The sequence below is a fragment of the Escherichia sp. MOD1-EC6819 genome, from assembly GCF_002965765.1.
GTDB lineage: Bacteria > Pseudomonadota > Gammaproteobacteria > Enterobacterales > Enterobacteriaceae > Escherichia > Escherichia ruysiae.
This window is the reverse complement of record NZ_PTRG01000010.1, coordinates 58,835-84,008: the sequence shown is the minus strand read 5'-3', so window position 1 is coordinate 84,008 and position 25,174 is coordinate 58,835. Positions and strand designations below refer to the sequence as shown.

General features: G+C 50.8%; 22 protein-coding genes and 1 riboswitch. Of the genes, 7 read left to right on the top strand and 15 right to left on the bottom strand.

Annotated features, from left to right (window positions below):
• Positions 1-118 precede the first annotated feature (118 nt).
• From A7Z06_RS15630 to A7Z06_RS15620, 3 genes are read left to right on the top strand one after another with little or no spacing between them, the layout of a single operon-like run.
• Positions 119-880, top strand: a complete 762-nt coding sequence (locus A7Z06_RS15630) for an endonuclease/exonuclease/phosphatase family protein (RefSeq protein WP_001113361.1) — start codon at positions 119-121, stop codon at positions 878-880.
• Positions 877-2,118: a cardiolipin synthase ClsB gene (gene clsB / locus A7Z06_RS15625; protein WP_000650350.1), complete on the top strand. Its 1,242-nt coding sequence runs from the start codon at positions 877-879 to the stop codon at positions 2,116-2,118. The genes A7Z06_RS15630 and clsB overlap by 4 nt, the downstream gene beginning before the upstream one ends.
• The gene (locus tag A7Z06_RS15620; protein ID WP_000045485.1) at positions 2,118-3,074 is read left to right on the top strand and encodes a lysylphosphatidylglycerol synthase domain-containing protein; all 957 of its coding nucleotides are present in this window, start codon (positions 2,118-2,120) and stop codon (positions 3,072-3,074) included. Before clsB ends, A7Z06_RS15620 begins: the two co-directional genes overlap by 1 nt.
• A 219-nt stretch (positions 3,075-3,293) precedes the next feature.
• Here A7Z06_RS15620 and A7Z06_RS15615 read toward each other — a convergent pair whose 3' ends face one another.
• From A7Z06_RS15615 to moaA, 7 genes are all read right to left on the bottom strand, one after another.
• Entirely contained in the window at positions 3,294-4,955 is a 1,662-nt protein-coding gene (locus A7Z06_RS15615; protein ID WP_024165207.1) for a phosphoethanolamine transferase, read from the bottom strand.
• Between the two features lie 305 nt (positions 4,956-5,260).
• Positions 5,261-5,965 (bottom strand): Bax inhibitor-1/YccA family protein, encoded by a 705-nt coding sequence (locus A7Z06_RS15610; RefSeq protein ID WP_000373623.1) that lies wholly within the window; start codon positions 5,963-5,965, stop codon positions 5,261-5,263.
• A 135-nt stretch (positions 5,966-6,100) separates the two neighbouring features.
• Complete coding sequence (gene moaE / locus A7Z06_RS15605; protein WP_000852302.1) at positions 6,101-6,553, bottom strand: molybdopterin synthase catalytic subunit MoaE; 453 nt, start codon at positions 6,551-6,553, stop codon at positions 6,101-6,103.
• Position 6,554: 1 nt separating this feature from the next.
• Positions 6,555-6,800 (bottom strand): molybdopterin synthase sulfur carrier subunit, encoded by a 246-nt coding sequence (gene moaD / locus A7Z06_RS15600; RefSeq protein ID WP_000598612.1) that lies wholly within the window; start codon positions 6,798-6,800, stop codon positions 6,555-6,557.
• On the bottom strand, positions 6,793-7,278 hold the full coding sequence (gene moaC, locus A7Z06_RS15595; protein WP_000080885.1) for a cyclic pyranopterin monophosphate synthase MoaC: 486 nt from the start codon (positions 7,276-7,278) through the stop codon (positions 6,793-6,795). The genes moaD and moaC overlap by 8 nt, the downstream gene beginning before the upstream one ends.
• Before the next feature lie 2 nt (positions 7,279-7,280).
• On the bottom strand, positions 7,281-7,793 hold the full coding sequence (gene moaB / locus A7Z06_RS15590; RefSeq protein WP_000084634.1) for a molybdenum cofactor biosynthesis protein B: 513 nt from the start codon (positions 7,791-7,793) through the stop codon (positions 7,281-7,283).
• A 21-nt stretch (positions 7,794-7,814) separates the two neighbouring features.
• Positions 7,815-8,804 carry a GTP 3',8-cyclase MoaA gene (gene moaA, locus A7Z06_RS15585; protein WP_001295301.1) on the bottom strand — a complete coding sequence of 330 codons (990 nt, stop codon included), beginning with the start codon at positions 8,802-8,804 and terminating at the stop codon, positions 7,815-7,817.
• A riboswitch (molybdenum cofactor riboswitch) is annotated at positions 8,792-8,936 on the bottom strand. Its footprint overlaps the gene before it by 13 nt.
• Before the next feature lie 265 nt (positions 8,937-9,201).
• On the opposite strand from moaA, the gene yvcK reads away from it, so the two are divergent.
• Positions 9,202-10,110: a uridine diphosphate-N-acetylglucosamine-binding protein YvcK gene (gene yvcK, locus A7Z06_RS15580; protein ID WP_010347415.1), complete on the top strand. Its 909-nt coding sequence runs from the start codon at positions 9,202-9,204 to the stop codon at positions 10,108-10,110.
• A gap of 210 nt (positions 10,111-10,320) precedes the next feature.
• On the opposite strand, the gene uvrB is transcribed toward yvcK, so the two are convergent.
• The 5 genes from uvrB to bioB form a co-directional block, all read right to left on the bottom strand.
• The gene (gene uvrB / locus A7Z06_RS15575) at positions 10,321-12,342 is read right to left on the bottom strand and encodes an excinuclease ABC subunit UvrB (RefSeq protein WP_000042545.1); all 2,022 of its coding nucleotides are present in this window, start codon (positions 12,340-12,342) and stop codon (positions 10,321-10,323) included.
• 573 nt (positions 12,343-12,915) lie between these two features.
• A complete protein-coding gene (gene bioD / locus A7Z06_RS15570) occupies positions 12,916-13,596 on the bottom strand; it encodes a dethiobiotin synthase (RefSeq protein ID WP_000044852.1) in 681 nt (226 codons plus the stop codon).
• A complete protein-coding gene (gene bioC, locus A7Z06_RS15565) occupies positions 13,589-14,344 on the bottom strand; it encodes a malonyl-ACP O-methyltransferase BioC (protein WP_000246808.1) in 756 nt (251 codons plus the stop codon). Before bioC ends, bioD begins: the two co-directional genes overlap by 8 nt.
• Positions 14,331-15,485: an 8-amino-7-oxononanoate synthase gene (bioF, locus tag A7Z06_RS15560; RefSeq protein ID WP_000220207.1), complete on the bottom strand. Its 1,155-nt coding sequence runs from the start codon at positions 15,483-15,485 to the stop codon at positions 14,331-14,333. The genes bioC and bioF overlap by 14 nt, the downstream gene beginning before the upstream one ends.
• Positions 15,482-16,522 (bottom strand): biotin synthase BioB, encoded by a 1,041-nt coding sequence (bioB, locus tag A7Z06_RS15555; RefSeq protein ID WP_000951210.1) that lies wholly within the window; start codon positions 16,520-16,522, stop codon positions 15,482-15,484. The genes bioF and bioB overlap by 4 nt, the downstream gene beginning before the upstream one ends.
• Positions 16,523-16,608: 86 nt before the next feature.
• Here bioB and bioA point away from each other — a divergent pair, with 86 nt between their 5' ends.
• The 3 genes from bioA (at position 16,609) to A7Z06_RS15540 (ending at position 19,868) form a co-directional block, all read left to right on the top strand.
• Entirely contained in the window at positions 16,609-17,898 is a 1,290-nt protein-coding gene (gene bioA / locus A7Z06_RS15550; protein ID WP_010347406.1) for an adenosylmethionine--8-amino-7-oxononanoate transaminase, read from the top strand.
• Between the two features lie 58 nt (positions 17,899-17,956).
• Positions 17,957-18,433: a kinase inhibitor gene (locus A7Z06_RS15545; RefSeq protein ID WP_105279487.1), complete on the top strand. Its 477-nt coding sequence runs from the start codon at positions 17,957-17,959 to the stop codon at positions 18,431-18,433.
• 151 nt (positions 18,434-18,584) lie between these two features.
• Entirely contained in the window at positions 18,585-19,868 is a 1,284-nt protein-coding gene (locus tag A7Z06_RS15540) for a putative acyl-CoA thioester hydrolase (protein ID WP_105279486.1), read from the top strand.
• A 140-nt stretch (positions 19,869-20,008) separates the two neighbouring features.
• Here the strand turns inward: A7Z06_RS15540 and A7Z06_RS15535 are convergent, their stop codons facing one another.
• The 3 genes from A7Z06_RS15535 to A7Z06_RS15525 form a co-directional block, all read right to left on the bottom strand.
• The gene (locus A7Z06_RS15535; RefSeq protein ID WP_000593970.1) at positions 20,009-22,270 is read right to left on the bottom strand and encodes a hydratase; all 2,262 of its coding nucleotides are present in this window, start codon (positions 22,268-22,270) and stop codon (positions 20,009-20,011) included.
• 182 nt (positions 22,271-22,452) lie between these two features.
• Positions 22,453-23,886 carry an anion permease gene (locus A7Z06_RS15530; protein ID WP_001036486.1) on the bottom strand — a complete coding sequence of 478 codons (1,434 nt, stop codon included), beginning with the start codon at positions 23,884-23,886 and terminating at the stop codon, positions 22,453-22,455.
• A 75-nt stretch (positions 23,887-23,961) separates the two neighbouring features.
• Positions 23,962-25,014, bottom strand: a complete 1,053-nt coding sequence (locus A7Z06_RS15525; protein ID WP_000723674.1) for a 4-oxalomesaconate tautomerase — start codon at positions 25,012-25,014, stop codon at positions 23,962-23,964.
• Positions 25,015-25,174: the final 160 nt, after the last annotated feature.

Genomic DNA, 25,174 nt, shown 5'->3' with positions numbered 1-25,174 from the left:
AGAATTTATCTCTACTAACTCAGAGTACCGAACTTTACGGAAAATTCCGTAAGACCGCACCTTTTTGTGACGCCGACTACACTATTTCAATGAGATAAGAGGCAAAGACAGGAAAATTATGCCCGATCAAACACAACAATTTTCGTTCAAGGTACTCACCATCAATATTCACAAAGGCTTTACCGCGTTTAACCGACGCTTCATTTTGCCGGAACTTCGCGACGCGGTGCGCACCGTCAGCGCCGATATTGTTTGCCTGCAGGAAGTGATGGGCGCGCACGAAGTTCATCCGCTGCATGTGGAAAACTGGCCCGATACCTCGCACTACGAGTTTCTTGCCGACACCATGTGGAGCGATTTTGCCTACGGTCGCAATGCTGTGTATCCAGAAGGGCATCACGGAAACGCGGTGCTGTCACGCTATCCCATTGAACATTATGAAAATCGTGATGTTTCTGTCGATGGAGCGGAAAAACGTGGCGTACTGTATTGCCGCATTGTGCCACCGGTGACCGGGAAAGCGATTCATGTGATGTGCGTGCATCTTGGCCTGCGTGAGGCACACCGTCAGGCGCAGCTTACGATGCTCGCCGAATGGGTGAACCAGCTTCCGCCCGACGAACCCGTTTTAGTGGCGGGTGATTTCAACGACTGGCGGCAAAAAGCCAATCATCCCTTAAAAGTACAGGCCGGGTTGGATGAGATATTTACCCGCGCCCACGGACGCCCGGCGCGCACGTTTCCAGTGCAATTTCCTCTACTACGTCTGGACAGGATCTATGTCAAAAATGCCAGCGCCAGCGCGCCAACCGCGTTGCCGCTGCGGACATGGCGACACCTTTCTGATCATGCCCCTTTAAGTGCGGAGATTCATTTATGAAATGTAGCTGGCGCGAAGGCAATAAGATCCAGTTGCTGGAGAACGGCGAGCAATATTATCCCGCTGTATTTAAAGCGATTGGTGAGGCGCAAGAACGCATTATTCTTGAAACGTTTATCTGGTTCGAGGATGACGTCGGTAAACAATTACACGCAGCATTGCTGGACGCTGCACGACGCGGGGTTAAAGCGGAAGTCTTGCTGGATGGCTACGGTTCGCCGGATCTCAGCGATGAGTTTGTCAATGAACTGACGGCGGCTGGCGTGGTGTTTCGTTATTACGATCCCCGCCCTCGCCTGTTCGGTATGCGCACCAATGTGTTTCGCCGGATGCATCGCAAAATTGTGGTGATCGACGCACGTATCGCCTTTATTGGCGGGCTGAATTACTCCGCCGAGCATATGTCCAGCTACGGTCCAGAGGCTAAACAGGATTACGCGGTACGCCTCGAAGGGCCAATTGTCGAAGATATTCTGCAATTTGAACTGGAAAATCTGCCCGGACAAAGCGCGGCACGGCGCTGGTGGCGACGTCATCACAAAGCGGAAGAGAACCGCCAGCCGGGAGAAGCGCAGGTATTGCTGGTCTGGCGCGATAACGAAGAACATCGCGATGATATCGAACGTCACTATCTGAAAATGCTCACTCAGGCGCGGCGGGAAGTGATTATCGCCAACGCCTACTTCTTCCCCGGCTATCGATTTTTGCACGCCTTGCGTAAAGCGGCACGGCGCGGGGTGCGGATCAAACTGATTATTCAGGGTGAACCGGATATGCCTATTGTCAGAGTCGGCGCGCGCTTGCTGTATAACTATCTGGTTAAAGGCGGCGTTCAGGTGTTTGAATATCGCCGCCGCCCGCTCCACGGCAAAGTGGCATTGATGGACGATCACTGGGCGACGGTGGGCTCCAGTAACCTCGATCCGCTCAGTTTGTCGCTGAATCTTGAAGCAAACGTTATCATCCACGATCGTCATTTTAACCAGACGCTACGCGACAATCTGAATGGCATCATCGCCGCTGACTGCCAGCAGGTAGATGAAACCATGCTGCCAAAACGCACCTGGTGGAACCTGACTAAAAGCGTGCTGGCATTCCACTTTTTACGCCATTTCCCGGCGCTGGTGGGCTGGCTTCCGGCGCACACGCCACGTCTGGCGCAAGTTGATCCGCCCGCGCAGCCGGCAATGGAAACTCAGGATCGGGTAGAAACTGAAAATACGGGGGTGAAACCCTGATGAGTAAATCACACCCGCGCTGGCGCTTAGTAAAGAAGATCCTCACCTGGCTGTTTTTTATCGCGGTGATTGTGTTGCTGGTGGTCTACGCCAAAAAGGTGGACTGGGAAGAGGTCTGGAAGGTCATCCGTGACTACAATCGCGTTGCGCTGCTCAGTGCGGTCGGGCTGGTGGTCGTCAGTTATCTGATTTACGGCTGCTATGACCTGCTTGCTCGCTCTTACTGCGGTCATAAACTGGCGAAACGTCAGGTGATGCTGGTGTCGTTTATCTGCTACGCCTTCAACCTGACGCTTAGTACCTGGGTTGGCGGCATTGGTATGCGCTATCGTCTTTACTCCCGCCTGGGATTACCGGGTAGCACTATTACACGGATTTTCTCGCTGAGTATTACCACCAACTGGCTGGGCTATATTTTGCTGGCCGGGATTATTTTTACCGTGGGCGTGGTGGAACTGCCGGATCACTGGTATATCGATCAAACCACGCTGCGTATTCTCGGCATTGGTTTGCTGCTGATAATTGCAGTCTATTTATGGTTTTGCGCCTTCGCTAAACACCGCCATATGACCATCAAAGGGCAAAAGCTGGTGCTACCTTCATGGAAATTCGCCCTCGCCCAGATGCTGATTTCCAGCGTTAACTGGATGGTAATGGGAGCGATTATCTGGCTGTTACTCGGTCAAAGCGTGAACTATTTCTTTGTACTGGGCGTGTTGCTGGTTAGTAGTATTGCTGGTGTCATCGTGCATATTCCGGCGGGGATTGGTGTGCTGGAAGCGGTGTTTATCGCGCTACTGGCAGGGGAACATACATCCAAAGGAACGATTATCGCCGCCCTACTCGCTTACCGTGTCCTGTACTACTTTATCCCGCTGCTGCTGGCGCTGATCTGTTACCTGTTGCTGGAAAGCCAGGCGAAGAAGCTACGGGCGAAAAATGAAGCGGCGATGTGATGTTTAGTTAAGTTCTTTGGTTTGTGCAGATTGTTAGCAACGTGCTATTTGTTCATGGCGGATGCGGCGTGAACGCCTTACCCGCCCTACACAACTAATGCTTTCCTGCATTCTGATACGCTACAGCCCTTTAACAAAGTATGTTTTACGCCAGAGTAATGTTTGTTGTTTCCTTAATAATCATCAGGGGACATCTGGCGATGTCCTCTCAGCATAAAATTACAGCGGATTCGGACTGGCTTCGCGATAAGAAACCTTTTTCTTCGGTGATGTAAAGGTGTCTCGCAGATCTTTATATTCATATATTTTAGCTCGGGTGCCATCCGTTACTGGAATAGAGGAGTGCGGACGATAACACTGAGATAATGGCGAATTGCAATGCTCTTCGTGGGTAGAGATGCCCAGCCAGTCAAGAATCATCGCATAGTTATTAAGCAATGAATAAACTTCTTGAATGTGTCCAAGTTTACGCGGTTGACTGGCGATAGCAGCCTGGCTATACCAGATAAATTGCGGTACATCGTAGGCTTCTTTACTGGGAGTATCTGCGGCGTGCATATAATACGATGGAATATTGGGATTTTTCTCCAGACCGTGGTCAGAAAAATAGAGTAATGAGGATTTACTTCCCTCCAGTCTTTTCATGATTTCACCAATGATGTAATCGGTAAATCGTATGGAGTTGTTGTAGCAATCCTCGTATTTATCCCCAGTTTTAATTTTATCTGCCCATTCAGGGTAGCGTGTACAGGCAATTTCATGGCTACCATTACCATGTAGCAGTATTAATTTCTTACCCTTGACTTTTAATGCTTCATCCAACAACGGCAGAAGGCTATCATCGTATTCCTCGCTTACCCAATGTGTATTATTACTGGAACGACCAATGAGCGTAATATAGTTATTATGCTTCCCGGACATACCCACAGTACTTAACCAGGTAGTCTGATACCCCACTTTATTAGCTACGGCAATAACATTATTTGATAAGTCCGCAGCGGTAAAACTTTCTGTTGTCGCTTTACTAAGGATCATCGGAACAGAAGTTACTGTTGCCGCCGCTGGGGAAACCGCATTATCAAAGATAAGCGCCTGTGGTCCAATCTCATTTTGTACAGGCGTGGTATTGATACCAAAGCCATACAAACTCATATTACTGCGCCGTACAGACTCCCCTACGATAATAACATAATTTTCAATATCCGTTTCTTTAGCGATCAATCCCGGTAAATCCATATCAATTTGTTTTATTTCTCTGGCAAAAGAAATATCTCGATAAGCAATAATAAAATCGGCAGCGGTATAAAATGGTGTAAATCTTAACACCCTGGAGCTTAATGGAGAGTATCCTCCAAGACCATCTTTTTTCTGTTTACTCCATTGATTGTAACTAAACCATGAGATAAATATTAATAGTATCACCAGTGATGCACATTGAACCTTAGTAGACACACACTTAACGCCCATGGGTATAGAAAAATAAGTCAGCAAGAAATAAACAACACATACTGGCATCCAGGATAGATATAACCCCGACATTGCTTTCACTTCAGACCAGTGGGTTTCCATGATACTCATTGCAAAGATAATATTAAATTCACTTTGATAAATTTGCCATGTACAAAGCGCGACTATAAAATTAATGGTCAATAATAGTGACACACTCAATGCGACTATTTTCCCAACAAATAATCGATAACACCCTGTCAAACACAGGATGATTAGCAAGTTGCAGATACCGACGCGCAGGATAACTCTCAATGGCTGTAAAAAATAAACAGGCCAAAGCTGGAGTAATACAGACACAAGTAGCAATGCGATGAAAATGTATTTTTTTGACTGCCGAGGATAAGCCGTTATCGATGGTAATACGAAAGACATAGAACCCTGATCCATTTATTATATGAATATATATTTAAAAATTAATCCCATTAAAATATATTATCAGCAGATGATTGATTTTTACCCGCAAGCATTTATTTAACAGATGAATATCGCCAGCCATTAATAAAACCGTAGGATTGTACTCTATTTTCTTATAGGTATACCAGATTTATAAAAATGCATCATATGCATAGATATAATCAATGTGAATTATATCTTTATGTCTATTTTTTAAATATATACTTATTATCGAATAGATAAAAAATCCCGGTGTCGTTCCGGGATTTTTATAAGAAATGCGTTTAACGGCGGTTGCCAAAGATCCGCAGCAACATCAGGAACAGGTTGATGAAGTCCAGATACAACGTTAAGGCGCCAAGAATGGAATATTTACGCAGGTTCGACGTGTCGCGGGTATCAATCTGTTCACCCATATTTTTCAGTTTCTGAGTGTCATACGCCGTCAGTCCAACAAAGACAATCACGCCGATGTAAGTGACTGCCCACATTAATGCTTCGCTTTTCAGCCAGAAGTTCACCAGCGAGGCTATGACGATACCAATTAATGCCATAAATAGCATATTGCCGAAGCCACTTAAATCGCGTTTCGTGGTGTAACCATACAGACTCATCGCGCCGAACATCCCGGCGGTGACAACGAAGGTACTGGCAATAGAGGCGGCAGTGTAGACAATGAAAATACTGGAGAGCGTTAAGCCCGTTAGCGCCGAATAAAGCATAAAGAGCATCGTCGTTACGCCCGCGCTGAGTTTTTGAATCATCGCTGATAACACGATAACCAGAGCTAATTGCGCGATTATCAAACCGATTAAGAAGACACGGTTAGTGAATAGCAGCTCCATAACGGCAGCAGAGTTGGCTGCATACCAGGCAACAAATGCGGTCAGTAACAAACCAACTGTCATCCAGCCATAGACTTGCGCCATATAGGTTTGCAAGCCAGCACGGGGTTGTACGATTGAATCTGAACGTGGGAATCTGTCCATGACTTTCTCCTGAAGATATAAGGAATATCTAAAGGATACTGCAAATGATGAGGGTGTGCATCGACGCAGCGTAAACGTATGTCCAGAGCGATGAAATTGCCGGATGCAGCGGTGCCTTATCCGGCCAACAAAAAACTACCAGCGTTTCGCCGCCTGCTGATCGCTCTCCCGGGCTTCAACCCAGCGGTCGCCTTCCGGCGTGGCTTCGCGCTTCCAGAACGGTGCGCGGGTTTTGAGATAGTCCATAATAAACTGCCCGGCTTCAAACGCGCTGCTACGATGCGCGCTGGTGACCCCGACAAATACGATTTCATCGCCCGGCCATAATTCGCCAATGCGATGAATCACCGTGACTCTCCCCAGCGACCAGCGGTTACGCGCCTCATCCACGATTTCCGCCAGTGCTTTTTCCGTCATCCCCGGATAGTGTTCGAGGGTTAATGCTTTGACGCTGTCGCCCAGGTTATGGTTGCGCACCTTACCGGTAAACGTGACCACTGCACCATCTTCGTCACGCTCAGCCAGCCACGGGTACTCTTCCCCAACGCTAAAAGGCTGAGATCCGACAACAATTTTGGTTTCTGCCATCTTAACCTCCGGTTACCGGCGGGAAGAAAGCAACTTCGTCGCCGTCAGTCAGCGGATGGTCAAAACTCACCAGCGTCTGGTTGACGGCAGCCAGCAATTTGCCATCTTCCAGCGCCAGCGCCCAGCGATCGCTCTGCGCTGCCAGGTGTTGGCGTAACGCTTCAACGGTTGGGAAATCCGCAGCCACTTCGGTTGCATCTGTTCCCACCAACTCGCGCACCTGGGCGAAAAAAAGAACTTTAATCATCCGCTTCCACCTTAAAATCACCCGACTTGCCGCCGCTCTTCGCCAGCAAACGTACCGGACCAATCACCATATCTTTTTGCACCGCTTTGCACATGTCATAAATGGTCAGCGCCGCCACGGAGGCTGCGGTTAATGCTTCCATTTCGACACCCGTTTTCCCGGTCAGGCGGCAAAGCGTTTCAATTCGTACCCGATTATGTTCCGGCTCAGCCTGTAAATTGACTTCAACTTTGCTGAGCATCAGCGGATGACAAAGCGGGATCAGATCCCAGGTGCGTTTTGCCGCCTGAATACCGGCAATGCGCGCAGTGGCAAATACGTCGCCTTTGTGATGGCGACCATCAATGATCATCGCCAGCGTCTCACTGCGCATGGTGACAAAGGCTTCGGCGCGCGCTTCACGCACAGTTTCCGCTTTGGCGGAGACATCCACCATGTGCGCTTCGCCAGCGGCGTTGATATGGGTCAGTTGCGACATACTTATTTCTTCAAATGTGGATGGAAATTGCACGGACGCGTACGGGCATCCAGCTGCGGGGCGATGATATTTTCCCAGGCGGTGCGGCACGCTTTAGTCGAGCCGGGCATCGCGAAAATCAGCGTTTTGTTAGCAACACCCGCCACCGCCCGAGATTGCAGCGTTGCGGTGCCAATCTCTTCGAACGACAGCATACGGAACACTTCGCCGAAGCCTTCGACTTCACGATCGAACAGCGGCAACAGTGCTTCTGGCGCCTGATCGCCTTCTGTCAGGCCAGTACCACCTGTAATCAGCACCACTTGTACATCGTCACTGGCGATCCACGCAGATACCTGAGCGCGAATGGCGTAGCGGTTTTCTTTGACAATGGCTTTATCGACAACGTGATGGCCTGCTTCCTGCGCCGAGTCGCGCAGATAGTGACCGGAGGTATCGTCTTCTTCACCGCGACGATTAGAAACCGTAAGAATAGCAATACGGGTCGGGATAAATTCAGTGCTTACCTGACTCATCTGATCTCTCCTTTTGACGTTTTAACCGCCAATGTACGATAAGTTTTGCGTAATACCGGTGTTGTTTTGATGCAGGAAATGGGTCTGTTTTTTCTCCCGCAGCGCCGCCGAAATACGCGCTTCCAGCGCCTGTTGCTGGGTATCGTCTTCCAGCAGATCGCGCAGGTTAACGCCGCCTTCACCAAACAGGCAGAGATGGAGTTTACCAATGGAGGAGACGCGCAGGCGGTTGCAGGTGGCGCAGAAGTCTTTTTCATACGGCATGATAAGGCCGATCTCTCCGGCGTAATCCGGATGACAAAAGACTTGTGCGGGGCCGTCGCTGCGTTGACGAAGCTGATGGATCCAGCCGCGACGCAGCAGCTCGTCACGCAGAACCTGACCAGAAATATGGTGCTTGCGGAAGAGTTCGCTGCCCTCGCCCGTTTCCATCAGTTCGATAAAACGCAGCTGAATGGGGCGATGCTGGATCCAGTTCAGAAAGGTGTCGAGTTGATGATGATTGACATCCCGCATCAGCACGGTATTGACTTTAACCTTCTCAAACCCGGCTTCAAATGCAGCATCGATGCCTGCCATTACCTGGTTGAATTTATCCTGCCCGGTAATGGCATGAAACTGACGGGCGTCGAGGCTATCAACGCTGACGTTAATGCCCGTCAGGCCTGCATCGCGCCAGTTCGCGACATCGCGTTCCAGGCGATAACCATTGGTGGTGACCGCAATCTGGCGAATAGCGTCGTTTTCCCGCACAGCGGCGATGATATCGGTAAAGTCGCGACGTAAAGACGGCTCGCCGCCTGTCAGACGCACTTTTTCGGTGCCCAGACTGGCGAAGGCGCGAGTAACCCGACGAATTTCATCGACGGTCAGGAAGCCTTTATTAGTGACGCCGCTCGGCTTGTAGCCATCCGGCAGGCAGTAGGTGCAACGAAAGTTACACACATCGGTAATCGACAGGCGCAAGTAGTAAAACTTACGCGCAAATGCATCAGTCAGTTGTGAAGCCATGTACACCTTTCCAGATACGGGAGGCGAAGTCATTTCTTCCTTCGCCCTGGTGGCAATCTTTATGAGCATTGTCACGGCCAAAGCACCGTATCAGTTGACCCAGGTGCAGAGGCTAGAGTGTTTAGTGGTTATGCCGATACTAGCGTGTAAATGAGATTTTTACCATTCACACTTTCCGCTATGTAATCATGTATATAGCGTCATGATCGTGCTATTTCCCTACAGAATAAGGGAAAATGATGGTTTTACTTTGATGTACATCATCAGCAATGCAGTGCGTATATCGTCCTTTAGAGGTAGAAAACAATTATTTGTATCCTCAATATTGGCGGGTTAATTGCTGTTTCCCTGTCAGTTGCGCTACTGTAGCGCGGATAATCTGACTTCAGGAATTTATATGCGCAATCGTACGCTGGCTGACCTTGATCGTGTCGTTGCTCTCGGCGGAGGGCATGGACTGGGACGCGTTCTCTCATCACTTTCGTCTTTGGGTTCTCGTTTAACGGGCATTGTGACCACCACCGATAACGGTGGTTCAACAGGGCGTATTCGCCGCTCAGAAGGCGGTATTGCCTGGGGCGATATGCGCAACTGTCTTAATCAGTTAATTACAGAACCCAGCGTCGCTTCCGCGATGTTTGAATATCGTTTTGGCGGTAATGGCGAGCTTTCCGGGCATAACCTTGGAAACCTGATGTTAAAGGCGCTGGACCACCTTAGCGTGCGGCCTCTGGAAGCCATCAATTTAATTCGTAATCTGCTGAAAGTGGATGCGCATTTGATTCCGATGTCAGAGCATCCCGTTGATCTGATGGCGATTGACGATCAGGGGCATGAAGTTTACGGCGAGGTAAATATTGACCAGTTAACCACGCCGATTCAGGAATTACTGTTAACCCCTAATGTGCCTGCTACGCGTGAAGCTGTACATGCTATCAATGAAGCAGATCTGATTCTTATCGGGCCAGGCAGTTTTTATACCAGCCTGATGCCGATCCTGCTGCTTAAGGAAATGGCGCAGGCATTACGCCGCACGCCAGCACCGATGGTCTATATCGGCAATCTGGGACGTGAACTTAGCCTACCAGCGGCGAATCTGAAACTGGAAAATAAGCTGGCGATTATGGAGCAGTATGTCGGCAAGAAGGTTATTGATGCCGTCGTCGTTGGGCCGAAAGTGGATGTTTCTGCGGTCACCGACAGAATAGTGATTCAGGATGTACTGGAGGCCAGCGATATCCCCTATCGTCATGACCGCCAGTTGTTACATAACGCACTGGAAAAGGCGTTACAGGCGTTGGGTTAACGGAAAACCGGAAGAACATTCCGCGTCAGATTGCAGACAAAGTGCGCGTTGTTCATGTCGGATGCGGCGTGAACGCCTTATCCGGCCTACAAATCGCGCAAATTCAATATATTGCAGAGTGCATGTAGGCCTGATAAGCGTAGCGCATCAGGCAATTTTACGTTTCTCATCAGCCTCAAACCAGAAGAACATTCCGGCTTTTTCATCTCGTCACGAAGCCGCAATAAACAGCTCACGCAACTGATGCAACTGGTCACGAATTTGCGCCGCCTCTTCGAACTCCAGGTTTTGTGCGTGTTTCATCATCTGCCCTTCCAGTTCATGGATTTTCTGCTGCAACGCTTTTGGCGACATATCCATCGGCACATTATCCGGCTCAACAATCGCGCGCGCTTTCCCTCTGCCCTTGGCTTTGGTTTTAGCAATGTTCTGCCCCAGCGCCAGGATATCGACCACTTTCTTGTTCAGCCCTTGTGGTGTAATGCCATGCTCTTCGTTGTACTTCTGCTGTTTCTCGCGGCGACGTTCGGTTTCGCCAATCGCTTTCGCCATTGACGGGGTTATCTTATCGCCGTAGAGAATCGCTTTACCGTTAACGTTACGTGCCGCACGACCAATGGTCTGGATCAACGAACGTTCAGAACGCAGGAAGCCCTCTTTGTCGGCGTCGAGGATTGCCACCAGCGACACTTCCGGCATATCCAGACCTTCGCGCAGTAAGTTGATCCCCACCAGCACATCGAACTCGCCCAGACGCAAGTCGCGGATGATTTCCATACGTTCAACGGTATCAATGTCGGAGTGAAGATAACGCACGCGCTCGCCGTGTTCTTCGAGATATTCGGTGAGGTCTTCCGCCATCCGCTTGGTCAGCGTCGTCACCAGAACGCGTTCGTTAATTGCCGCCCGCAGGCGAATTTCTGAAAGAAGATCATCGACCTGGGTCGCGACCGGACGCACTTCGATAATTGGATCAAGCAATCCGGTTGGACGCACCACCTGATCCACCACGTCGCCGCCAGATTTCTCCAGTTCATAGTTGCCGGGCGTCGCGGAAACATAGATGGTTTGCGGGGCTAATGCTTCGAACTCTTCAAACTTCAGCGGACGGTTATCCAGCGCCGATGGCAGGCGGAAACCATACTCCACCAGCGTTTCTTTACGCGCCCGGTCGCCGCGATACATACCGCCTATCTGCGGAATGGTGACGTGTGATTCATCAACCACCAGCAGCCCATCGGCAGGCAGGTAATCAAACAGCGTCGGCGGTGGCTCGCCAGGCCCACGCCCGGAAAGAAAGCGAGAATAGTTTTCGATGCCCGAGCAATATCCCAGCTCATTCATCATCTCCAGATCAAACTGGGTACGCTGGGTCAGCCGCTGCTCTTCCAGCAACTTGTTATTTGCCAGCAGTACCTTGCGCCGATCCGCCAGTTCTTCTTTAATCTCTTCCATCGCCTGCACAATGCGCTCGCGCGGCGTAACATAGTGCGTTTTCGGGTAGATGGTATAACGCGCAATGGTCGAGATAATCTGCCCGGTTAGTGGGTCGAAAAGCGAGAGACGTTCCACTTCTTCGTCGAACAATTCTACACGTAGCGCAACGTCGTCGGACTCTGCCGGGAAGATGTCGATCACCTCACCCCGCACGCGAAAAGTGCCGCGCTGGAATGCCTGGTCGTTGCGGGTGTATTGCAACTCCGCCAGGCGACGCAGGATCGCGCGCTGATCGATAATCATACCGACCGTGAGGTGCAGCATCATCTTGAGATATAAATCAGGATCGCCCAGACCATAAATTGCGGAAACTGACGCTACGACAATGACATCTCGCCGCTCCAGCAACGCTTTGGTTGCTGAAAGTCGCATCTGTTCGATATGTTCGTTTACTGAGGCATCTTTCTCAATAAACGTATCTGAACTCGGAACATAGGCTTCTGGCTGATAGTAATCGTAATAGGAGACGAAATACTCCACCGCGTTTTCCGGGAAGAACTCTTTCATCTCACCATATAGTTGCGCTGCCAGCGTTTTGTTGGGCGCCAGCACCATAGTTGGGCGTTGCAGGTCAGCGATGACATTAGCAATAGTGAAGGTTTTCCCCGACCCCGTCACGCCAAGCAGAGTCTGATGCGCGAGGCCATCCTCCAGCCCCTCTTTGAGGCGTCGAATCGCCTCCGGCTGATCGCCAGAAGGTTTAAACGCGGAATTCAGTTTGAATGGTTTACTCATGAGTTGCTACCTGAAGGAATGGGCGGGCAGGTGTGTAATTTTACTCGTCATGATTAATAATGCCAATAAATTATACTGGATAAAAAAACAGTCTCACACCACAACATTTCTGTTACGCCGTAAACTAAGGTCTCAACCGTAGGCAAAATTGACCCTGTGACGAGATAAAACTCTGGTCTGCAGGGTTATCCCCAGAGCAATGGCTTTTTTAACATTTGTCAAGATGGCTGATGACGGATTTATTGCAGGAGATGACACTTTCCTGACAGCCATTGCATTTATCTAACAGATTGAAAAATAAAAAATATTTATTTAAGCCGTCTTTAGCGCCAATTTGCGTGCAAGCCGCGTATTCTCTCGCTTACCTTACGTTTTCTAACTCTAATGCACATGGTTATCCACAGGAATAGTGGATAACTACCTGCAGCCCCTATGTCCAGCCGCCTGGGCAATTCCCATACTAATCGTATAATGCCGGGGTAAAATTTTTTTCGCGATTTTTTTAGCATTTGGTTGGTTAAATTACGGGCGACCGAAGACGCGATCTCGCTCGCAATTCAACCAATTTTTTTGCTACTTCAGTGATGTGAGATTTATATATTTTCCGGTTAGCGCACTTTCTGGATTTTCCTGAAGCCAGGGAATTTCCCCCAGCAGCGGCGCGGGGATCATTCGGGTGAGCGTAGCCATATATTCACTGTGGCGTTTACCCTGCGGCGTGACATCGTTCGCCACCCAGCCTGCGAGTGTTAGCCCTGCCTGCTGTACTGCCTGTGCTGTCAGCATCGCATGATTAATACAGCCGAGTTTCACGCCTACCACCAGTATCACCGGCAGGTGTTCCTGCGTTACCCAATCTGCAAACGTGAAGGAATCCGAAAGCGGCGTAAACCAGCCGCCCGCGCCCTCTATCAGCACCCACTCAGCCTGGTGTTCCAGCGCACGTAATCCGGCACTCATCACCAATGGGTCAATTGGCCTGCCCTCTTGCGCGCTGATGATATGCGGCGAGGTCGGCTCTTCGAAGGTATATAGATTCACCGTGGCGTAATCCAGCTGCAGGCTGCTGTTGCGCTGTAACGCCAGTGCATCGCTGTTGCGTAAACCTTCTGCAGTCATTTCGCTACCAGAGGCAACGGGTTTGTAGCCTGCCGTCCGGTAACCTGCGGCCTTCGCGGCCTGCAACAGTGCGCAACTGGCAACGGTTTTACCCACTTCGGTGTCCGTTCCGGTGACAAAATAGCGTTTACTCACGAGTAATTACTCCCAAAAAAAGATAATAAGTCAGGGGATATCGCCCCTGCTGTTGCGGCCAGGCCAGTTGCAGTTGTTGTAACTGTGAACGGGTTAATACTCGCTGATCGCGCCCTGCGTGAAGATGCGTTGCGCCAATGCCTTTCAGCGAACGCATGGCACTGAGCGCATCATCAAAGCACAGAGTGATGGGTTGAAGATGGTGTTGATAACATAAGCCTTTCAGCGCCTGTTCAATGTCAGCGGGTAGTAAAAAGTGATTAGCATGAGGCCGTTCATCTACCGCTTGCCACGCCTGATGTAATTCAGGGAGCGATCCCTGCGCCAGCGTGGTAAATGCCACCACGCCGCCGGGGCGTACTACGCGACAAAGCTCACCTAATGCCGTGGATAAATTACCGCACCACTGCACCGCGAGATTGCTCCATGCAAGATCGAACGTCGCAGTCGCTAACGGCAGGGATTCGATATCCCCCGCCAGATAATGATCTGCGGCATCCTTCTGGCGTGCCTGGGCAAGCATTGGCGGCGAGAGATCTAACGCCATCACCTGCTCGCTGCGCTCGCGCCAGTGGCGGCTCATCCAGCCAGGTCCACAGCCAGCGTCCAGCACACGGGCGTATTTGCGTTGCGGGAGCATTGCCAGCAAGGCATCGGCGCTCTGACGCTGTAACTCTGCGTGTTGCTCATACTGTGAGGCTGCCCGACCAAATGCCGCTGCAATGGCTTGTTTATTAACCGTTGCCATGCAGCACCTCCAGCAGACGGTCGATATCCTGCATTTCATGCGCTGCGGTTAGCGTTAAGCGCAGTCGCGCAGTACCAGCGGGTACGGTTGGCGGGCGAATCGCCGTGACCCAGCAGCCTTGCTGGCGCAGTTTTTCTGCCAGTTGTAACGCACGGCTGTTATCACCGACGATCAATGGCTGGATGGCGCTGCATGAATCAGCAAGCGTAAACGGCAAATCCTGTACTCCGGCACGAAAACGCGCAATGAGTGACGCCAGTTTTTCGCGCCGTGCATCACCCTCATCACGGCGAATGACCGCCAGCGACGCACGTAATGCCTGCGCCTGAGCGGGCGGCATACTGGTGCTATAGATAAGATGGCGGGCAAATTGCAGCAGATAATCCGCCACAGTTTCAGAGCAAAGCACCGCCGCACCGCTGACACCAAATCCTTTGCCAAACGTAACAACCAGCAATTCCGGCCTCACCTGCTGTTGCCAGCAGCTACCGCGCCCCTGTTCACCGATAACACCCGTACCGTGGGCATCGTCGACCATCAACCAGCCATTGTGCTGTTGCGTCTCACGGTGGATTTCCGTCAGCGGCGCACTATCGCCGTCCATACTGAATACGCCTTCTGTCACCACCAGTCGCAACCCTGGACAGGAGGAAGCAAGCAGGCGCGCCAGATGAGCGACATCGTTATGAGCAAAACGGCGAAGCTGCGCCGGACTTAAACTGGCCGCTTCCTGCAAGGAGGCGTGGCTAAGCCGGTCGGCAACGATGCGGTCATCTTTCGCCATCATCGCGGCAATGACCGCCTGATTAGCGGCAAAACCGGAGATAAACAGCAGCGCCCGCGAATAACCCAGCCACTCGGCCAGTTCTTCTTCCAGCGCCTGATGCGCCACGCTATAACCGCTGACGTGACCGGAACCGCCACTACCGACGCCAAATTGCTCCGCACCCTGCTGCCAGGCACGGATAATTTGCGGATGATGGCTTAAACCTAAGTAATCGTTACTGGAAAAGTTCAGATACTGCCGTTCGTCCGCCACCAGCCAGCGTCCGGCGCCTTGTGCCACCGGATAACGGCAACGCAGGGCATCGGCAGCACGCCGCGCATCGAGCGCCGCGTTAATCTTCTCCTGCCAGGTCATAGGGCTGCCGCGTTGTAGTATTCGTCGGTGTCCGGGGTCATCAGCGCCTGTTCCAGACGTTGCTGTTGTTCGTTATCGCCCGCCAGAACGGCGGTTTGTTGCGGATTCAGCCCCAGTTTGCGGAACAGTTGCAGGTCTTTATCTTCTTCCGGATTCGGCGTGGTCAGCAGTTTGCAACCGTAGAAAATCGAGTTAGCTCCGGCCATAAAGCACATCGCCTGAGTCTGTTCGTTCATCTGCTCGCGTCCGGCAGAAAGGCGCACATAAGAGGTCGGCATCAGGATCCGCGCCACCGCAATGGTGCGAATAAAATCAAAGGCATCGACATCATCGTTATCCGCCAGCGGCGTGCCTTTCACCTTCACCAGCATGTTGATTGGTACGCTTTCCGGCGGCGTCGGCAGGTTTGCCAGTTGCAGCAATAATCCGGCGCGATCTTTCACCGTTTCGCCTAAGCCCACAATGCCACCTGAGCAGACTTTGATCCCGGCATCGCGCACTTTTTCCAGCGTATCGAGGCGTTCCTGGTAGGTACGCGTGGTAATGATATTGCCGTAAAACTCCGGCGAGGTGTCGAGGTTGTGGTTGTAGTAATCCAGCCCGGCATTCGCAAGGCGCTGCGCCTGGGATTCACTTAATGTCCCCAGCGTCATACACGCCTCCAGCCCCATCGCTTTTACCCCCTGCACCATCTGCTCGAGATAGGGCATATCGCGTTCGTGCGGATTCTTCCACGCCGCGCCCATGCAGAAACGTGTCGATCCCGCCGCTTTCGCTTTGCGCGCCGACTCCAGCACCTGTTCAACTTCCATCAACCGCTCGGCTTCCAGCCCGGTTTTGTAGCGCGAGCTTTGCGGGCAGTATTTGCAGTCTTCCGGACAAGCTCCGGTCTTAATCGACAGCAAAGTGCTGACCTGTACCTGACGAGGATCGAAATGCTGACGATGCACCTGCTGCGCTTCAAACAGCAGATCCAGCAACGGTTTTTCAAATAATTCTGTGACTTGCGACAATGTCCAGCGTGGGCGGTGAGCCATGGGGCTTCTCCAGAACGTGTTTTTTGTTGTTAATTCGGTGTAGACTTGTAAACCTAAATCTTTTCATTTTGGTTTACAAGTCGATTATGACAATGGACGATCTTGCCTTTGACCAACGCCATATCTGGCACCCGTACACATCCATGACCTCCCCGCTGCCGGTTTATCCGGTGGCGAGCGCGGAAGGTTGCGAGCTGATTTTGTCTGACGGCAGACGCCTGGTTGACGGTATGTCGTCCTGGTGGGCGGCGATCCACGGTTACAATCACCCGCAGCTTAATGCGGCGATGAAGTCGCAAATTGATGCCATGTCGCATGTGATGTTTGGCGGTATCACCCATGCGCCCGCCATCGAGCTATGCCGCAAACTGGTGGCAATGACGCCACAACCGCTGGAGTGCGTTTTTCTCGCGGACTCCGGCTCCGTAGCGGTGGAAGTGGCGATGAAGATGGCGTTGCAGTACTGGCAGACCAAAGGCGAAGCACGCCAGCGTTTTCTGACCTTCCGCAATGGTTATCATGGCGATACTTTTGGCGCGATGTCGGTATGCGATCCTGACAACTCTATGCACAGCCTGTGGAAAGGCTATCTGCCAGAAAACTTGTTTGCTCCAGCCCCGCAAAGCCGCATGGACGGCGAATGGGATGAGCGCGATATGGTGGGCTTTGCGCGCCTGATGGCAGCGCATCGTCATGAAATCGCTGCGGTGATCATTGAACCGATTGTCCAGGGCGCAGGCGGGATGCGCATGTATCATCCGGAATGGTTAAAACGAATCCGCAAAATGTGCGATCGTGAAGGTATCTTGCTGATTGCTGACGAAATCGCCACCGGATTTGGTCGAACCGGCAAACTGTTTGCCTGTGAACATGCAGAAATCGCGCCGGACATTTTGTGCCTCGGTAAAGCCTTAACCGGCGGCACGATGACCCTTTCCGCCACGATCACCACGCGCGAGGTTGCAGAAACTATCAGTAACGGCGAAGCTGGTTGCTTTATGCACGGGCCAACTTTTATGGGCAATCCACTGGCCTGCGCGGCAGCGAACGCCAGCCTGACGATTATTGAATCCGGTAAATGGCACCAGCAGGTGGCAAATATTGAAGCGCAACTACGTGAGCAACTGGCACCAGCCCGTGACGCCGAAATGGTTGCCGATGTGCGCGTGCTGGGGGCAATTGGCGTAGTCGAAACCACTCGTCCGGTGAATATGGCAGCACTGCAAAAATTCTTTGTCGAGCAGGGTGTGTGGATCCGGCCTTTTGGCAAACTGATTTACCTGATGCCGCCCTATATTATTCGCCCGGAACAGTTGCAGCGCCTGACCGCAGCGGTAAATCGCGCCGTACTGGATGAAACATTTTTTTGCCAATAACGGGAAGTCAGCGTGAGGGTTTCTGGCTACACTTTCTGCAAACAAGAAAGGAGGGTTCATGAAACTCATCAGTAACGATCTGCGCGATGGCGATAAGCTGCCGCATCGTCATGTCTTTAACGGCATGGGTTACGATGGCGATAATATTTCGCCACATCTGGCGTGGGATGATGTTCCTGCGGGAACGAAAAGTTTTGTTGTCACCTGCTACGACCCGGATGCGCCAACCGGCTCCGGCTGGTGGCACTGGGTAGTTGTTAACTTACCCGCTGATACCCGTGTATTGCCGCAAGGATTTGGCTCTAGTCTGGTAGCAATCCCTGATGGCGTGCTCCAGACACGCACCGATTTTGGTAAAACCGGGTACGATGGCGCAGCGCCGCCGAAAGGCGAAACTCATCGCTACATTTTTACTGTTCACGCGCTGAATGTAGAACGTATTGATGTCGATGAAGGTGCCAGCGGCGCGATGGTCGGTTTTAACGTTCATTTCCACTCTCTCGCCAGCGCATCAATTACCGCGATGTTCAGTTAAATGTTCTGTCAGATGGTGCAAGGCCATCTGACATCACTTAAAGGTATTAAAAACAACTTTTTGTCTTTTTACCTTCCCGTTTCGCTCAAGTTAGTATAAAAAAGCAGGCTTCAACGGATTCATTTTTCCATTTCAAAGCCCGGAGCAACCTGTGAACACATTTTCAGTTTCCCGTCTGGCGCTGGCACTGGCTTTTGGCGTGACGCTGACCGCCTGTAGCTCAACACCGCCCGATCAACGCCCTTCCGATCAAGTAGCACCTGGTACGTCTTCTCGCCCGATTCTGTCGGCAAAAGAAGCGCAGAATTTCGATGCTCAACACTATTTTGCCTCCCTGACGCCAGGTGCTGCAGCATGGAATCCTTCCCCGATTACCCTGCCTGCGCAACCTGACTTTGTTGTCGGCACGGCGGGTACTCAAGGTGTAACGCATACCACGATTCAGGCGGCGGTAGATGCGGCAATTATCAAGCGTACTAATAAGCGCCAGTATATTGCCGTGATGCCAGGTGAGTATGAAGGTACGGTTTATGTCCCTGCGGCACCGGGCGGAATCACTGTCTACGGCATGGGCGAAAAACCGATTGATGTGAAAATTGGACTTTCCCTTGATGGTGGAATGAGCCCTGCTGACTGGCGTCATGACGTTAACCCACGCGGCAAATATATGCCCGGTAAACCAGCGTGGTATATGTACGATAGTTGCCAGAGCAAACGCAGCAACAGCATCGGCGTTCTCTGTTCTGCGGTCTTCTGGTCACAAAACAATGGCCTGCAACTGCAAAACCTGACCATCGAAAACACTCTGGGCGATAGCGTAGATGCGGGTAACCATCCGGCGGTGGCGTTGCGTACTGATGGCGACAAAGTACAGATCAACAACGTTAACATTCTTGGTCGTCAGAATACCTTCTTTGTCACCAACAGCGGTGTACAAAACCGTCTGGAAACGAATCGTCAGCCGCGTACTCTGGTAACTAATAGCTACATCGAAGGGGATGTGGATATCGTTTCCGGCCGTGGTGCAGTGGTGTTCGATAATACCGAATTCCGCGTGGTGAACTCACGTACTCAGCAAGAAGCGTATGTGTTCGCACCGGCTACGCTGTCCAATATTTACTACGGTTTCCTTGCCGTAAATAGCCGTTTCAATGCCTCCGGTGATGGCGTCGCACAGCTGGGCCGCTCGCTGGATGTTGATGCCAATACCAACGGTCAGGTAGTGATCCGTGATAGCGCCATCAACGAAGGCTTTAACACGGCTAAACCGTGGGCCGACGCGGTGATTTCTAATCGTCCATTTGCGGGTAATACCGGCAGCGTTGATGATAACGACGAAGTACAGCGCAATCTGAATGACACTAACTACAACCGCATGTGGGAATACAATAACCGTGGCGTGGGTAGCAAAGTGGTTGCAGAAGCAAAGAAATAAGCGTTGCTAACTATTTGCCGGATGCGGCGTAAACGCCTTATCCGGCCTACGGGTCGATGCGATTCGTAGGTCGGATAAGATGCGCCAGCATCGCATCCGACAATAAGTGCCGGATGCGACCTACATTCACATGGCGCTTTTTACATCTGACGGTTTTTATTGAAGTTAATCAAACTACCCGCTTTGATAATCTCGCGCTCTTCAGCAGTCAGACTTTCCATATACAGCGTGATTTCCGTAACCGGCGCATCTTCATGGATCACATAACCTTTGAAGGTCGTACCTGGATTATCCAGCGCCGCTTTAATGCCAGGAATATAAATGTAATCCCCCACTTCAAAGTTCGGCACTTCTGCCATTTGCAGCGGTAACATCCCCCAGTTGATGACATTAGAACGGTAACGTTTAGTCGCGTATTCCTCGGCAATATTCGCCAGACCGCCAATCACACGCTGGCAGCTCGCCGCCTGTTCACGCGCAGAACCATCACCTGGTTTGACCGCATAAACCATGCTGCCAATTTCAGTTTGCAGCGGATCAATATGTTCCTGACCAGCAATCTGTTTAATACGGGCAAATACGGATTCCAGCTCGCTGACATTCCCCGCCAGACGTTGATTTTCCAGCTCAGCAGTGGTTTTACTTCTGCCAACATAGCCTGGATCGCGGCGTGACAGGGTAAACTCCGCCAGACCAATCGGATTTGAACGATAAGAAGAGGTTTCACCGGAAGGAATCAATTCGTCGGTAGTGGTCACTTCGTCGAGGATCTTCGAGCACACTTTGAGGACGATATTGTCAGTCAGCGCACCCAATTCCGGCCAGTCTTTGATGTTCGGTCCATAGATCAACGGTTGCTGGGTCGCCCCTTTCACAAAACCCTGATAGACACGATTTTTATACGGCGTCACATCGAAAACGTACTCCGGCACGTTGTCCCAGCAATCCAGCTCGCTGGCAGAGGTTAAATAGCCACCGTTTGCCGCAGTCGCAGCGATAGAACGGGCGTCCATTAATGCAACCGCTGACATCTGCCCATTAGCTGGCTTAGAGCCTTCGCGGTTCGGGAAGTTACGCGTGGTGTGGCGAATACTCAAACCGTTGTTGATTGGCGTATCACCCGCCCCAAAGCATGGGCCGCAGAACGCGGTTCTGATGATTGCGCCTGCGCCAATCAAATCTGCTACCACGCCTTTTTTGGCTAAATCCATAAACACCGGCTGCGATGACGGGTAAACCGCCAGCGAGAAGGTATCATTGCCACAGGATTGACCGCGCAGCGCATTTGCTGCGGCGATAACGTTTTCATAGTTACCGCCAGAACAGCCGGCGATAATCCCCTGTTGTACTTTCAGGCGTCCATTTTCCACTTTATCCAGCAGCGAGAGTCTGGCTTTACCGTGCGCCACGCGCTCGGACTCAATTTCAATCTCACGCAGAATATCGGTCAGGTTCTGGTTCAGCGTGTCGATTTCATACACGTTGCTTGGGTGGAACGGCAGCGCAATCATTGGTTTGATGGCGCTTAGATCAACGCTGATGCAGCCATCGTAGTACGCCATCGGTTGTGGATTAAGCTGGCAGTAATCCTGGCCGCGACCGTGCAGCGCCAGCCAGTTATGGACTTCTTCATCGGTTTGCCAGACGGAACTTAAACAGGTGGTTTCAGTGGTCATCACGTCAACGCTGTTGCGGACATCGGTAGAGAGCGCAGCAACACCCGGCCCCACGAACTCCATCACTTTATTTTTGACGTAGCCGTTTTTGAACACCGCGCCGATGATCGCCAGCGCCACATCTTGCGGTCCCACATAAGGTGCTGGTTTTCCGGTCAAATGCACCGCAACAACCCCCGGATAGTCGATATCCCAGGTATCATTAAGCAGTTGTTTTACCAGCTCGCCGCCGCCCTCACCGACCGCCATTGTCCCTAATGCACCGTAACGGGTGTGGCTGTCTGAACCGAGGATCATTTTGCCGCCGCCTGCCATCATTTCACGCATATATTGATGGATTACAGCAATATGCGGAGGCACAAAAATACCGCCATAACGCTGCGCTGCCGATAAACCAAAAACATGGTCATCACCGTTAATGGTGCCGCCAACTGCGCACAGTGAGTTATGGCAGTTGGTCAGCACATACGGTAGCGGAAAACGTTCCATACCGGACGCTTTAGCGGTCTGTACAATACCAACAAAGGTAATATCGTGAGAGGCTAATGAATCAAACTTAATTTTAAGTTTGTCCATATTTCCGGATGTATTATGAGAAGAGAGAATAGACCAGGCAATAGTGCCTTTTTTTGCTTCTTCTTTATTAATTTCGCCGGTGAAATGTTCTTCGGTAATTATTTCGTTATTACTGGCGAGAAACACGCCTTTTTCAGATAACTTGATCATCAAATGCTCCAGATATCTGCGCACCGTAAAGTGCGCAGAAAGATAATAAATGGATATACTCTAAATAATTCGAGTTGCAGGAAGGCGACAAGCGAGTGAATCCCCAGGAGCTTACATAAGTAAGTGACTGGGGTGAGCGAACGCAGACGCAGCACATGCAACTTGAAGTATGACGAGTATATTTACAGCATGTTCCAGCCGATCAGCATATTCCACCACCATACGCCAAGGGTGATATGCACCAGGAAGGTTAATATCGTCAGTACCGCACCGACCAACCACCAGGATTTAATGTCGTTATAGCCAACACCGAAGATAACCGGACCAGCCGCGCCGCCATAGTGAGTGACCATGCCGCCGTAGGAGTTGGAGAACAGCAGCGCCAGCGCAGTTAACATTAACGGTGCGCCGGAGACGTTCGCCAGCATGGCAAATACCGGCAACATAGCAACGATATAGGCGCTACCAGAAGCGAAGAAATAACGCACGATGATGCTAAGGAAAATAATGACAAAGAAGGCAACGTTGCCATGACCATCAAATGCCAGGTTATTTTTAAAGACTTCAGCTAACCATTCGAAGAATTTAACTTTTGATAATAAGGAGCTTAAACCGATAATACCGCCGTACCAGATTAAGGTATTCCAGCCGCCTTTATTTTTAACCACATCTTCCCAGGTCACAATACCCAACAGCAGCATGGTTGCCATAACAACGATTGCCACAGTGGATTCATCAACCCCCAGAGACTTACTGAAAATCCAGCCCAGCAGCGCCAGCACAAAGACACCGAGCAGCATTTTTTCGCGGATTTTCATCGGTCCCAGTTCGGCAAGACCCGCTTTAGCGATAGTTTTGTTATCCACCTTCTTAATTTCTGGCGGATACATGGTGTAAATCACCAGCGGAGTGACCAGCAGCATAATGATGCCCGGCAAACCGGCGGCCAACGCCCATCCACCCCAGCTAATTTGCAGGTGCAGAATGTCGTTGATCATTTTCAGCGCCAGAATGTTCCCCGCCATTGCGGTAAAGAACATGTAGCTGGTGGTTTTGGTGACCATGTAAATGGACATCATCAGGTAATGTCCAACACGACGCGGGCTTTTTTCCGGTTCTGACCCCAAAGCCACCGCCACGCTGTTGATGATCGGTAACACAATGCCGCCCGCACGCGCGGTGTTAGACGGTGTTGCCGGAGCCAGTACCAGATCGAGGAATACGGTAACGTAACCCAGCCCGAGGGTTGTGCTACCAATTTTACCAATCAGCAAATAGGCGATACGTTTACCCAAGCCGGTGGTAACAAACGCGGCGCTTAAGGTGAACGCAGAGAACACCAGCCAGGTTGTACCGGAAGAGTAACCGCTTAATACGGCGGTGGTTTTAAACGCACCATCGGATAAGTTACCCACGACGACCATTGAAGCGGCAACCGCAATTAACAGTACGACAGGTTCCGGGAATGGCTTAATAACCAGACCAACAATTGCCGCCAGGTAGATACCAAACAGTACCCACGCCAGTTCGCTTAATCCTGCCGGAGCAGGCATAAAGCCAATAATACATGGGATCGCTAATATCAGAATTAGCTTCCATAACGATTTCTTATTCATTTAAAATCCTGTTCTTTCTGTATGACTCATACAGAAGTCCTTTATTGATTGTCCTTATCCTGACAACGAATTTTTTCAAGGAAGATAAACTTCACCGGAAAATATTTTTCTAGTCGTCCGAATAACAGATGCACGTAACGTCGTGGCATCCTGACCTTCATTGCTTAAATGAACGTCAAGCGCACCACTGGGGTGTTCAATATTGATATTGCCGTATCCTACAGAAGGGACGATTTGTCGGGTGACGGTGCCTTCCAGCGCACAGCTACTGGAAATGGCAATAGCACCAGTTATCGCCAGCGCGCGATGGCAAGAATGCGGCATAAAATAACGCACATTAATTGCCCCACCTTTCTGTGCTGGAGAAATAAGTACAGGTTTAGGGATAACCATATTACTGACATCGCCCAAGCCCATTGCTTTACCCGCTTGTAGACGGATAGATTCAATGCGGGCTAATAATGCTTTGTCGGCATCCAGTTCCGCTGGTAATTCATAGCCTGTTTTTCCCAGATATTCAGCCGGAATAATAACGACTGGCATCGCCATATCGATACAAGTCACCGGGACATCGTCAAAATAATCAATTTGTTTATCTGTCGGGAAGACTTTTCCGGTTTTCGTTCCTGCTGCATTCAGAAAAGTGAGCGCGACCGGCGCGGCCGTCCCTGGCACACCATCAATTCTGGCGCTACCCTCATACTCGACGACACCGTTTGGCGTTTGCACATCGGCTTCGATGAACGTGCCTGTATTGACGTTACGGATACGCACGCGGGTGACCGGTGATGTCGCTGCAATCAAACCATTTTCAATGGCGAATGCCCCAACACCAGACAACATATTGCCGCAGTTAGGTGTGGTATCGACACGTTGCTCATGGACGATTACCTGCGCAAACAAATAATCGACATCAGCACGCGGATCGCTGGAACGGCTAATAATGGCGACTTTACTGGTCAGCGGATTACCTCCGCCGATACCGTCAATTTCCAGATCATTACCGGAACCCATAATTGCCATCAATATTTTATCGCGCTGCGTTTGATTTTCGGGTAAATGTTCCGCTAACAGGAACGCGCCCCTCGAGGTTCCACCTCGCATCATCACGCAGGGTATTTTTTTCATAATAATGCCCTCAATTTAAAAACATAACTTATTGCGATATGGTTACATTAAGGGCAAAGCATCTCTAATGACTTTAGCTTCACGATTAATAACATTTTTTCATTAATTTAAGTGATTAAAAGGCAGTTAAACTGGTTTAACTGCAAATCACTAAAAAGCA